Here is a 13,702-nt window from a genome sequence, read left to right as displayed (position 1 = left end):
CTGGAACGACTTCTTCTGGTACGGGCGTTGGAGGAATAACCTCTGGGACAACTTCTTCTGGTACAGGCGTTGGAGGAATAACCTCTGGAACGACTTCTTCTGGTACGGGCGTTGGAGGAATAACCTCTGGAACGACTTCTTCTGGAGATGGGGTAAAAGCTAGATTGCCCTTATCTTCACCATTCTCTAAAACCGAAGTATCTGGCTTAATCAAATGATCAGCTAGCAATGGCTTATCAACATGATCATTTTGTTTCTCAGTTACCATCAATCCCCTATAAGAAGACACTAAATTAAACAAGGCAGTCTCTGTTGGAACATCCTCATCTCTGATATAGCCGACATAGTCATAACCATCAATCACCAAAGCGTTTAAAGATTGCCCAGATGAGTATGTTGAAACATGGTGAGCCAAATCTCTCAGTAATTCTGCTGCGTTACCCTTATTGGATAAAGCTACAGATGCAGTGGTCGTTAAAACAACAACACCTAAAAGCAACGATTTCTTCTTACCTAAACGATAAACGACTAGTAATACAGCTCCTGCAGCTAATAAACTCAATAATCCTGTCTCACTACCCGTTCTAGGCAACTGATGATTCGTTATAGATTTATTCTGATAAACCAAGATGTACGTATCATTTTTGCTAGCAATTTCTTCAGAAATGTCCTCATAGCGAATGAGACTTTTCTCTAATGCCGTTAAGTCATCTTCATCTACAGCGAGATAATCTATCTGTATACCTTCTGAAATGATAGAGCTTTGATTATTTGTAACGGTCTCTTGTGCGTTTACCTCTTGACTTCCGAAAACCAAACTAGTTCCGATTAATATAGAAGCAACACCCAATGTTAATTTTCTGATAGAAAATTTCTGCTTCTTAGTAAAGTCCATTATTTTCTCCTTATATTTTTTATCATCATAACTATTCTATCACTTATACTAGCTTATTTAAAGCGTTTTGCATCACTCCGCAATCAAAAATAGCATATATTATAATATGTCTTTTCCTAAGTAAATTTCATTACACTTTCCAAAGTTTAACTCAGTTTGTAATAGATTTATGGTGGAATTTAGTTGGAGAGGTTTTAATTAGAAATACAGTTAAATCACACCAAAGACAATCATATCTTCTCATCTGCCCACTATAGTTGACAATGAGGCGAAAAGAGCAACAAAAGAGAGAACCTGTGGTTCTCTCTTAAGCGATTAAGCATTTAATCATGAATGATTGCTCGAATATTATCTATTCAAGGTAACATATTAATCTTTTTTACGACGAGGTTTAACTAATCCTAACGATGCAAGGATAGTTCCAAGTCCAAATGCTGCTGTAGCAATTGAACCAGCATCACCTGTCTTAGGTAATTCAGTCATCTTAGCAGTTGTGCTCTCAGAACCCATCTTAGCAGTTGTGCTATCAGAACTCATTTGAGCCTGTTCTGATGACACTTCTGATGGATTGCCTGAATGATTATCCTTAGCATTATTTGGTGTATCACCTTCATTTGACTCCCCTGAACGTTCTGGTACTTCAGGATGCAATTCTTTACCTGGTACAATTGTTTTTGGAATATATACAATATCAATATCCTTACCAGGATTATTTGGATCAATCGCTGGTGGAATATAACCCTTAGAAGGATCTTTTGGATCTACTGGTGTCAATGGTTGTCCATCTGGTCCTTGTGGGGTTGTACCAGGAATATGTGGGATTGGTGTGGTTGGTGTTCCAGGTTTTGTTGGATCTTTCGGATCATTTGGATATGGAATCGGATCACCAATCGGATTCCCTTCTGGATCTTTTGGTACAAAGCTTCCAATTGGACGATAAGTCACTGTCTCAGTGATATCCTCAGCACCTGGTGCAACAGTTGTCTTTTCAACTTCTTTCTTATCTGCTAAGTATCCTGTAACAACTGGTGTCTTAACTGCATCTAAGTCAGCTGTGGCTGGTGTCCATGCTCCGTATGTGACTTCTAATGTCACACCATCAATGGTGAATGGACGTGAGAAGGTCGCGTTTTGAACTACTGAGTCTGATGCCTTAGTACCATCAGCTGTCACGTAATCAATAGTACGTGTCACTGTATCCACAGTATTCTTCTTAATCTCATTCAATTTCTCATCAGTCCATTTTGGTCCATCTGGATTATTTGGATTGATTGGATTGATTGGATCACCTGGTTTGATTGGTTTTCCATCTGGATTAAGTGGTACGATTGGATTATCTGGTCCTACTGGTTTGTTTGGATCTTGTGGTCCTACTGGAATATCAACTTTAGGTGCTTCTAAGACTACTGTGAAGGTTTGATCTGTCGTCTTATCTGTGTCGAAGTTTGCGCCATCTTTCAATGGATTTTCTTTGACAACGTAACCTTTTTTCTTCAATTCTGCCAATTGTTTATCCAATTCAACTGTTGAAATTGGTTCACCTGACTTACCAGTTTCTTCGATTGGTTTAGTTCCTGGAATAGCTTCACCTTTTGGATCTACAAATGTAATCGTTGCTTTTTGAGTATCTTTCACATATGTAATTTCCGTATCTTTACCAGGATTATTTGGATCCGTCACTGGTGGAATATAACCCTTAGAAGGATCTTTTGGATCTACTGGTGTCAATGGTTGGCCATCTGGTCCTTGTGGGGTTGTACCAGGAATGTGTGGAATTGGTGTGGTTGGTGTTCCAGGTTTTGTTGGATCTTTCGGATCGTTTGGATATGGAATCGGATCACCAATCGTATTCCCTTCTGGATCTTTTGGTACAAAGTTTCCAATTGGAGTGTATACAACTTTCTCTTTCAAGATATAATCAGTCGCCTGGTAACTATCAACTGTCAATCCTGTTACTGCAGGAACTTGTGCCTTATCAGCTAAATAACCTTGAACAACTGGTGAAGCAACTGCATCAAATGTTGTATCATCATTAGTAGGCATCCACGGACTATAAGTCACCTCGCCTGTTACAGCATTAACAGTCGCAGTACGTGTAAATGTTACTTCGTCTCTATTTGATGTAGCAACTGGGATTTCTTGTCCATCAACAGTTTTAACATACATTACTTCGCGTTTAATTGTACGTTTCAATGCAGTTTCTTGAACACCATCTGGCCATTTTGGACCTTCTGGATTAGTTGGATCAATTGGTGTACCTGGTGTCTTAGGATCCTCTGGATTAATTGTAATAGTCTTAGGACGAACCGTTACTGTAAATGTTTGCGAAACATTATTGTCATCATCAAACTTCTTGCTCTCTTCAGAAGAATCTGTATAACCATCTTTAACGAGTTCATAACCACGTTTTTCCAAATCTGCAATCGTTGTTGTTGTATCCACAACGATGTCTTTACCAGTCTTACCAGTCACTGTTTCTGTTGCAAGAATCTTTCCAGTATCTTCTACAACATAATTAACAATTGCCAGTTGGTCTCCTTTTTCAACATAAACAATAGGAGTATCAACATCGCCTGCTGTTGGAGATGGCGGCACATAACCCTTTGTTGGATCATTTGGATCTACTGGTGCCAATGGTCCTTCTGGACCTACTGGTGTTGTCCCTGGAATATGTGGAATCGCTGTTTTTGGCGGAACTACTCCTGTTGGATCATTTGGATCATTTTCATATGGAGGCAAGGTTGGTTTTTCATAACCTTCTGGAACTTTTGGAACATATTTAGCAATCGGTTTATAGACTACTTTATCCGTAATATCAGAAGTTGCTGCTGTGACATTATCAACAACTGGTACCGAAGCCTTATCTGCAATATAGCCCTCTAGTACAGGAGTATCTACTTTATCAAAGGTTGTATCATTATTTTTAGCAACCCAATCTCCATAAGTAATTTCTCCTGTTACAAGATTCACTGAAGCAGAACGTTCAAAAGTAACTTTATCGTTAACATCTGCTATTCCAGAAGCTGTTTCAGAACCATTTTCGTCCTTAACATAAGTTACTGTACGTGTAACATCTTTTGCTGTTAACAAATCAGCTACTGTCGGTGGCCAAACTGGTGAATTTGGATCTTCTGGATTTACTGGCTGACCTGGTACTGGAGGAGTTGTTGGTACAGGAACAATCTTTTCAACTAGTTGAATTGTATACTCTTGATCAACATCTTTGTCCGTATCAAATTTACGTGCATCACCCTCAGGGTAGTTATTATCTGTAGCTGGATTTTCTACAGCATAACCTTTCTTCTCAAGCTCAGCTAGTTTTGTTTCAACATCATTAGCTTTTGTAAATGCTTCGCCAGTTTTACCTGTCTCAGTAATGATATCAATGATATCATTAGTCTTTTTATTAACAAATGTTACTGTTGCCCGTTGAGTGTCTTTTTTATAAGTAACATCAACCGTTATATCTTCGGCAGTTGGTGTTACTTCTGCACTTTCTGGCACAAAAGCATCATCTGGAGTATAACCTGCTACTTCTGGAGAATTCTGACGATCAAAAGTCTTCTTATCCGATGCCCAATCTGTGAAACCAGTACCGTTCTCATTTATTGTTCTTGTGTAAGTCACAGTCTGCTTAACAGATGGTTGATTTGGAACATCAGTGCCATCTTCGTACTTATAATTGATTGTTCTAGTAATTGTTTCAGTAAGTTTGGCAGGGTCTACTACTTCAATTTCAAATGTTTTAGTTGATGATTCTTTTCCTTCAGAGTCTACCGATTTCACAGTAATGGTGTATTTACCTGGCACGTTTGGATCAAAATTACCTCTATCTACAACTGTTTTAGATGGTGTTGTAGATTCAACGCCATCACGATCATCTTCTAAATCGGTAGCAGTCACTTTCCCAATTTCCAATAATTGATCATCAGTTATCGGTTCTGTTGATGGTGCTCTTAGAGTATAAGTCTTGCCAACAAATACTTCTGGTGCCTCGTTAACAACATCACCTTCAGCAGGTTCTGACACATTACCTGCCTTATCTGTAACAGTTGCTGTAATTTCATTTTTGCCTTCATCTAAGACAACATCTACTGGTACTGGTACTGTCAGAGGAGAATTAAAATCACCGATTTTTGTTTCACCATTATACCATCCATCAGCCTTTTGAGTCAGTGTCACTTTTTTATTTCCTGGGAATGTAATCTCCATAGAAGCTAAATCGTTTGATTCTGCATCAAGTATTGGTGGTGTAACTGTTATTGTTCTTGATTGACCAGTGGCAGTATCTTCACCTGTAATGCCGTCAGTATGAATTGGGTCAACTTTTGGTGCTGCAGGAACAATTGAATCTACATAAATTGTTTTTTTGTAAACATAATTCGGATCTGCACTCGCTTGATTATCTTTAAATACTAAATTACCGTATCTTCCCAACCAACCATTTCTTGGTAATACAGCTACATTATTAATATTTTTTTCATCAATATGGAATGTTGTATTAGCAGTTAAAGTTGCTTCTCCCTTGTAATCATCTGCTGTTCTGAACGGAATAGCTACAGTACGTGACCCATTTTCACCTGGTTTAATGGCTCCTGGAAGAATAGTAAATGTCAGCTGTCGTGTTTTTTTGTCAAACTTAACATTATTTGCTGGCGTGCTACCTAACCAATGCCATCCAGCTGCAGGTTCTTGCAATCTTTCAGGCAATTCAACTCCTTCAGGTACATGGACAGTTGTTGTAAATCCATGCGCCTGATAAACATTCAATGCTCCGACATTATTAATTGTGACAAGGAATGTTCCTTCTTGATCCTTTTTATAAGGATTTTCCTCACCAAAAGCACCTGTCGAGCCAGATTTAACGTCTGTTTTTATCTCAACACCTGGTAAGGTTACCATAGATATACTATCTATGAGATATCCATCATTACCTGCTGGCAACATATCTCCTGGTTCACCAGCTTCAATCTCTACGCGAATACGGTTCACATTAGACGGAATGTCATATATACGACCAGTTCGTTTCCAACCCGTTGTATTTGTACCTGTAAAGTTTGCATATTTACCATCTTCTAAAGGATCAGCAACTGGTCCTGCATGTACTTCTGCTTCCTCTCCCCCTACTGCATCTCTTATTGTTAAAATAGGACGATCAGTTACAGCATCATAAACTCGTAGTTTTATTTTTTCTGCATCACCTGGAGAATTATATCCCCCATAAGCACCTGTATGTGTAACACTAAATACTATTTGTGAATTTGGGTTAACTTCATATTCTTTTTGAATAGTTGTACCTTGATTTACTAATTCCAAGTATTTGCTACCTTCAATAGCACCTGGCACCTGCTTCTCATTAAATCCACTAGCATTGTTATTTCTTGGGACTTCACGAGATGTTTCCCTAAGTTTCTCATTATAAGTCTTTGAAGGTCTTACTTTAGAAGGATCTCTATCTTGATTGTAATTAGTAGGAGCTAAAACTTCAACAATTTTAACTTTTTTACTTGGATCTTTTACAGTCCAACCATCAGCTGTAGTAGTCTCTTTTTCCTTCCAATTATATGTTATTGGACCTAGCTGTTGACCATTTGGTCCAGAAGCATCAATTTGAGTATTAACAGTATGACTCTTCTCTTGGGCACCAGTCATATCCTCTGCTTCAAAAGAAGAACCATCTTCAAACACTCCATCTACAGGGTTATTTCCGTAACCAACTTTATTAGCATTCGTTGGACCTTCAGTTGCCTCAACATTTGCTCTGAATCCTACACCTGCTGACAGTAATTCCCCTTCGCCAATTTTTTCTGTGGCATTGTTGGTTGGGTCTTTAGGTAAAGTATTCGTTGGAATAAATCTTCTTACCTCAGGTTTAGCTGAAGGTGCAACTGTTTCTTTTTCTACGCTTAATTCTGTATTATCAACAGTTTCTTCAGCGTTAGTTGCAGGTGCTTCCTCTTTCACTGAGTCTTCAGTAATGGGTTGAACAGCAACCTCGGGCGAAACAGAGTCACCTACTTCTGTTGAAGCTTCTTCAGGTGCGTCAGTCGGTGTTAACAACTCAGATTCAGTTGTCGGATTAACTGGAGCAACTTCTTCGGCCTTAACTTGACCAGCAAAGCCAACGAATAGTGTACCGATTAAAACAGACGCCGCACCAACTTTAAATTTTTTGATGGTGAAACGTTGTTTGGTTTCACGGTTTCTTCTACTGTACATAATTTCTCCTTTTTCTACCCCCCCCCGATTTTTCAGCGGTTGGGCGTATTTTATGGTCTTATAGATTTTTTATACTCTATAAACATCCTATATTATCTCAAAAAAATTATTATTTGTCTAGTAATATTGTTTTTTTCTATGGATTTTTATCAACTATTTACGGCATGGCATTCTCTCATTCCAAAATCAGTTTTAATTAGCTTTTTATATCCATTTCACCAAAAAACTAGGACAGCTTAGCCATCCTAGTTTTTAATAAATTATTTTGCTGATAGGTAGTACTCTTCAACAATGTTTAATTTGTCATCTAATTCGAAGACAAGTGGTGGGAAGTTAGGGATTTCAACATCCATGATTTCGTCATCAGACAAGCCTTTGATGTGTTTTACAAGGGCACGGATTGAGTTACCATGTGCACCAACAAAAACATTTTTGCCATCTTTAAGAGCTGGAGCAATCTTATCTTCCCAGAATGGTAATGCACGCTCAAGCGTTACTTTCAAGTTTTCAGCATCTGGAATCACTGAATCATCAAGGTGTGCATAACGACGGTCTGTGTGTGCTGAATGCTCATCATCACGCGCCATATCTGGAGGTAATACATCGTATGAACGACGCCAGATATGCACTTGCTCATCACCAAATTGTTCAGCTGCTTCAGCCTTGTTTTTACCTGTCAAGCCACCATAGTGACGCTCATTTAAACGCCATGATTTTTCAACTGGAACCCAAAGTTGATCTGCTGCTTCAAGGGCAAGGTTTGTTGTTTTGATGGCACGTTTCAATACTGACGTGAAGGCAAGGTCAAACTCGATACCTGCTTCTTTGATCAATCGACCAGCATCAATAGCTTGTTGTGTTCCTTTTTCAGAAAGGTCAACGTCTGCCCAACCTGTAAAGAGGTTAGCCTTGTTCCACTCTGATTCGCCGTGGCGTGCAAATACTAATTTTACCATCGTAAAAATCTCCTTTAAATTTGGACTAGGTCCATTAGTTACCTTACTATTTTACACAAAAATTGTGAAAAAATCTACTAGGAGTTTTCATTTACCGTCATTTTGATTCCTCTTTTTTCAAAACGGTGATGACTTCACCCTAGCTTCTGCGTGATAACCAAAAAGAGCCGAACTCAGTCGACCCTTTTAGTGATTATTTTTTCTCGATTTTGTTGTCTAATTTTTCGAGTTGTTTTGCTGCAAAGTCACGTCCACCAAGACCAAAGGCAAGGGCAAAGGCAACTGCTGCTGCTCCTAGAACAATAACAAATGTCGCGTTAACAATGTTTTGAGCGAATTGTAATTGATCAAGAGCCATAAAGATAGCAAAGACAAGGATACCATAACGAACACTTTCAGACAATACTTTGCTACCAGTAATGTTTGCTAAGAATGTCGCTAAAAGGTTACCACCAACAATAGCCAAGATCAAGATAGCTACTGAGCTAATCACTGATGGTAGGTAGGCGATTACCGCAGTACCAATTGTATTTAACACTTCAAGGTTCAATACTGAGATAGCTTGAACAAAGAAGAAAATCATCAAAATCGCACGAACTGCTTGTGCAATCAATGTTGAAATCTTGTAGCTAGACTCACCTTTGAAGCTAAGGTATTTTGAATATTGATCAATACCAGATGTTTCAAGGATGTTTTCTAGTAAGTTACTTACTAATTTCGCAACAAAGCTACCAACAACAAGCAATACAACGGCTACCAAGATGCTTGGAATAACACCAAGAACTTGGTTTAAAATAAGGACAATCGGTGCCGAGATACTTGAAATACCTAATGTCTCAAGAGCTAGTGTCAAAATCGGAATGAAAATCAACACATAAACAACTGAAGCAAGTACATCAATCAATTTTGCTGTATCAAATGGTACTTCATCTTGTTTTGTTGCTTTTTTATAAAGAGCATCAAGATTAACGTTTGTTAACAAGCCTTTAACAAGTGTTTTAACAAAGTTACAGAAGTAAACCCCAATAAAGAGAATAAGTCCAGCTGCAATTAAATTAGGAATAAAAGCAAAGAACTTATCAAACATAGTTGCAATCGGATTATAAGCAGCATCCACATTCAAACCAGATAAAATAGATGGCAAGAAGAAGAGGATAACCAAGAAGTAACCAAGCTGACCAATTGATTTAACCATGTTTGAACCAGCTGTTTCTTCTTTCACGATACCCCATTTTAGTAAGTAGGCTGTCAAATTAAGCTTTGTTAGCCCTTTTACAATGAGTTTACGTGCTATAGATGCCATAATAAGTGCAACTATGACAAGGAAGATAAAGCTAATTACTGGTGGTAAAAAGCTTAAAAACGGATACAAAAAGTCCGGAAAATAGGTATTCATTAGAATACTCCTTTCATAAATTATCAATTTATTATATCATTTTTTATTATCAAAATACAAGACATTTGACTTAAAACCGATTGTTTTTTTTTTACTTTTTTCTAGCATTAGTAGTGACAAATTAGCATTATAAATCGTGAGCTTCCTATTATAATGAGTTATAATGAGTCTTTGGTTAGTTATTTGATTTATTTTTATAGGATAGGCTTAATAGCATTTTGATATTTCTTTTATAATCATCATTAAAAACATTCGGTTTTTACTCATATTATACTTATTTTGATTGCTAGGCAATTGATCCAGTGTTATAATAGTAAAAATTTTAATCTTTTGGAGGTTTCATGGTTTCAACACACACACATCTCGGTCCCTTTTCATATGACAATTGCCTGATGAATGCTGCCGGCGTCTACTGTATGACACGAGAAGAACTGGCTCAAGTCAATGCCTCTGTTGCTGGCGCTTTTGTCACCAAAACAGCGACCCTAAACGCCAGAGAGGGCAATCCATCCCCACGCTACTATGATACACCACTTGGCTCTATCAACTCGATGGGGCTGCCAAATCAAGGATTGGACTATTATTTAACCTACCTACTCGAACTTGAAGCTAACCCAGCGTCAAAACATCATATTTTATCCTTGGTGGGACTAAGTCCCAGTGAAACACATGACCTGCTAAAAATCGTCGAAGCTAGTGATTACAAAGGGTTAGTGGAACTCAATCTATCTTGTCCAAACGTGCCTGGTAAACCACAAATTGCTTATGACTTTGAAACTACAGAACAGCTCTTGACAGAAGTTTTTAGCTATTTCACCAAACCCTTAGGTGTAAAATTGCCTCCTTATTTTGACTTGGTTCATTTTGACCAAATGGCTGATATCCTCAATCAATTTCCACTAACCTTTATCAATTCTATCAATTCTATCGGCAATGCTTTGGTGATTGATGATGAGGCTGTTGTTATCAAACCGAAAGATGGTTTTGGGGGACTTGGCGGAGATTACATCAAGCCAACAGCACTTGCTAATGTTCACGCCTTCTACAAACGTCTTAAACCTTCTATCCAAATCATCGGTACTGGTGGTGTCAAAACGGGTCGTGATGTTTTTGAACATATCCTCTGTGGTGCTAGTATGGTTCAAGTCGGCACTTGTCTCCAACAAGAAGGCCTCTCAGCACTTGAGCGAATCACCAAAGAATTAAAGGAAATCATGGAAGACAAGGGATATGAGACGATAGAAGACTTCCGAGGCAAGTTAAATTATCTCTAAAAACTGATAGCAATCGGCAACTATCTCAAACCTCTCTGTCCTAGTTATACTCAGAACATGTCATCATAAACCAATCGTGACATGTTCTGTCTTTTCTTTTGAAACAAGTTTTAGTACAATAATAAAAAGAACATACCGTTTTTTGAGAGGAGTCACTATTCATGGCAACAGCTAACACTATTATTAGTCAGATAGAAGCCAGTTTAGAGCAACTGACCAGTTTAGAAATGACGATTGCCAACTTCTTTCTTAGAGGTGAAGCTAATCTCGAAGACTTGAGCTCTGCGACTGTCAGTCAAACCCTTCACATTTCGCCAGCAGCGCTAACGCGATTTGCTCAGAAGTGTGGTTTCAAAGGATACCGGGAATTTATCTTTGAGTACGCCAACAGTCAGGCACAACGTCAAAAACACGTCAAACACATGCAAAAAGACCTCACTAAGCAGGTCATGTTTGATTATGCTGACATCGTTGAGCAGACTAACGCACAAATCGATGAAGAAAAATTAGAACGTGTTGCACAAATGCTTGATCAAGCGAGTCGTGTTTATTTTTACGGTTTAGGTAGCTCTGGTCTTGTCGCCAAAGAAACCAAACTACGTTTCATGAGATTGGGTCTTGTTTGCGATGCTGTTACTGACAGAGACAATATGATTTGGACAAACAGTATTCTAGATGAGTCGTGTCTTGTGTTTTCTCTATCCCTAACTGGACAAACACAATCTATCTTAGATTCATTGGAGACTGCTTCCAAAAAAGGTGCTAAAACGGTTCTCATTTCAACTCAGGCACCTGAAGGCTATCGCTTCGATGAACACGTTACTGTTGCTGCTGTCCATCATCTTAATTACGGTAATCGTATTTCACCACAATTTCCCCTCTTGATGATTATCGATGTTCTTTACGCCTATTATCTAGCTATTGATAAAACCACAAAAGAAACTATTTTTAAAGATACTATTATTGACTAAAAGAGCTTAGCCTGCGCCAAGCTCTTTTTTATGTTATAGGTCGAAAAACACTTACTCAACTCGTCATACTATGTCTCAAGAGTTAGTTTAGCCTTGTTTTTGTCTCAAGTGGTAGTAAGCGCCTAGCATACCTGCAGTATTTTCATGATGTGCAAAAGCTAAAGTCGTTTTATCAGCGATACTTGATACTAGATATGTTTTGATTGCTGTCTCTAAACGCTCTTTCAGAAACTCTTGCTGTGCCATGATACCACCGCCAAGCACAACTACTTCTGGATTGGTGACATAACAAATGTTGGCGATACCTTGACCTAGATAATCGACCATGCGATCGATAGCGGTGATACATAACTCATTACCTGCCTTTGCTTCTTCAAAAATACGCAAACCATTCCAATCTTTAGCATCATCACCAGTTAGTCTTGCAACCTCTGCTACTAAGGCTGTTGTCGATGCTATATCTTGAAAGTTTCCATCTGGTAAATGCAAATAGCCGACTTCACAAGCGGAATGACTAAAGCCATGAAACACCTTACCATCAAGCAATAAACAGCCACCAATTCCTGTTCCAATAGTCAAGCAAACAGCTACTGAACTGCCTTTAGCGGCACCTGACTGAGCTTCTGCCAGACCGGCACAGTTGACATCATTTTCAACCTCACATGGTAAATTAAACTCTTCTTCTATGGCTGATTTAAAGTTTGTACCAGCATAATTAGGGATTTGAGGACCTGCATAGAACACTTCTCCCTTATCTGGGTCAATCATACCTGCTGATGATATACCGACACCAACCAATTCGTATTCTCTCTGATAGGTATCGACAATTTGCATCACTTTAGCCAAAATCGCAGGACCACCTAGATGAGCTTCTGTGTCAATCTTGTGTTGCTCCAAAACAGCCCCTGTTTCATCGACTAGACCATACTTAATCTGTGTCCCACCAATATCAATTGCTACATATTTTGCCATTCTTATCTCCTTAACTAAAAAGTGGGGCAAAAATCGACAACTATTTAACGGTTGAGGATTTTGCCCCATCTCTACATCTCACAAGGTTATAAATGCCTTTTTAACAGAATTTTTCTTTGGCAGTACGAATCAATGCTACTGCTTTTTGAGCGACTTCTTTGTCACTCTCAATTAGAGCAGCTAATGGTGAACGTACTGATCCAGCATTTACACCATCATTCAAGCGAATGACTTCCTTAATAACGGCATACATGTGACCATGACCAGAGACAAGAACACCGATAATCTCATTGATGGCATATTGTAACTCACGTGCCTTATCTAACTCTTTTTCAGTGATTAGTTTGTCTAGTTGGAGGAAAAGTTCTGGCATCGCACCATAGGTGCCACCGATACCGCCAGCAGCGCCCATGAGGCGACCTCCTAAGAATTGTTCATCTGGACCGTTGAATACAACATGGTCTTCACCTGCAATTGATGCAAAGGTTTGAATATCTTGCACTGGCATTGATGAATTTTTTACTCCAATAACACGTGGGTTTTTAAGCATTTCCTCGTATAAACTAGGTGTTAAAGTGACACCTGCCAACTGAGGAATATTGTAAATCACAAAATCAGTGTTTGGTGCTGCTGCACTAATTTCGTTCCAATACGCAGCGATAGCATGTTCTGGCAAGCGGAAATAGATTGGTGGAATAGCTGCAATAGCATCTACACCTAGTTCTTCTGAATGTTTCGCCAACTCAATAGAGTCTTTTGTGTTGTTGCAAGCGACATGGTTGATAATGGTTAATTTACCTTTAGCTACTGCCATAACATTTTCTAAGACAAGCTTACGGTCAGCAACGCTTTGGTAAATGCATTCACCAGATGACCCATTGACATAAAGCCCTTTAACACCTTTATCAATAAAATATTGGGTTAAGGCGCGCACACCTTCTGGGCTAATCTCGCCATCTTCATCATAGGCGGCGTAAAATGCTGGGATAATCCCTTGATATTTGGTTAAATCTTTCATT

8 protein-coding genes are annotated in these 13,702 nt (G+C 38.7%); 2 read left to right on the top strand and 6 right to left on the bottom strand.

The features are described from left to right. From ACVRZH_RS07530 to ACVRZH_RS07515, 4 genes are all read right to left on the bottom strand, one after another. On the bottom strand, window positions 1-895 hold an 895-nt coding region (locus tag ACVRZH_RS07530; RefSeq protein ID WP_447454685.1), incomplete at its 3' end, for a YSIRK-type signal peptide-containing protein. Window positions 896-1,264: 369 nt separating this feature from the next. Further along, window positions 1,265-7,114 carry a mucin-binding protein gene (locus tag ACVRZH_RS07525; protein WP_447454684.1) on the bottom strand — a complete coding sequence of 1,950 codons (5,850 nt, stop codon included), beginning with the start codon at window positions 7,112-7,114 and terminating at the stop codon, window positions 1,265-1,267. A 260-nt stretch (window positions 7,115-7,374) separates the two neighbouring features. After that, entirely contained in the window at window positions 7,375-8,070 is a 696-nt protein-coding gene (locus ACVRZH_RS07520; RefSeq protein WP_447454683.1) for a phosphoglycerate mutase, read from the bottom strand. A gap of 193 nt (window positions 8,071-8,263) precedes the next feature. Further along, entirely contained in the window at window positions 8,264-9,466 is a 1,203-nt protein-coding gene (locus ACVRZH_RS07515) for a mechanosensitive ion channel (protein WP_447454682.1), read from the bottom strand. A gap of 341 nt (window positions 9,467-9,807) precedes the next feature. Between ACVRZH_RS07515 and ACVRZH_RS07510 the strand changes: the two genes are divergently transcribed. Both ACVRZH_RS07510 and ACVRZH_RS07505 read left to right on the top strand, forming a co-directional pair. Continuing rightward, window positions 9,808-10,740: a dihydroorotate oxidase gene (locus ACVRZH_RS07510; RefSeq protein WP_447454681.1), complete on the top strand. Its 933-nt coding sequence runs from the start codon at window positions 9,808-9,810 to the stop codon at window positions 10,738-10,740. Between the two features lie 161 nt (window positions 10,741-10,901). Continuing rightward, complete coding sequence (locus tag ACVRZH_RS07505) at window positions 10,902-11,711, top strand: MurR/RpiR family transcriptional regulator (protein WP_447454680.1); 810 nt, start codon at window positions 10,902-10,904, stop codon at window positions 11,709-11,711. 87 nt (window positions 11,712-11,798) lie between these two features. Here the strand turns inward: ACVRZH_RS07505 and ACVRZH_RS07500 are convergent, their stop codons facing one another. Together ACVRZH_RS07500 and ACVRZH_RS07495 are read right to left on the bottom strand one after the other, a co-directional pair. Continuing rightward, the gene (locus tag ACVRZH_RS07500; RefSeq protein ID WP_447454679.1) at window positions 11,799-12,683 is read right to left on the bottom strand and encodes an ROK family protein; all 885 of its coding nucleotides are present in this window, start codon (window positions 12,681-12,683) and stop codon (window positions 11,799-11,801) included. 100 nt (window positions 12,684-12,783) lie between these two features. Further along, on the bottom strand, window positions 12,784-13,701 hold the full coding sequence (locus tag ACVRZH_RS07495) for a dihydrodipicolinate synthase family protein (protein WP_447454678.1): 918 nt from the start codon (window positions 13,699-13,701) through the stop codon (window positions 12,784-12,786). Between the last annotated feature and the right edge of the window lies 1 nt (window position 13,702).

It is taken from the genome of Streptococcus fryi (assembly GCF_053206505.1).
The sequence above is the reverse complement of the archived record's forward strand: the minus strand, read 5'-3'. Positions and strand labels throughout refer to the sequence as shown.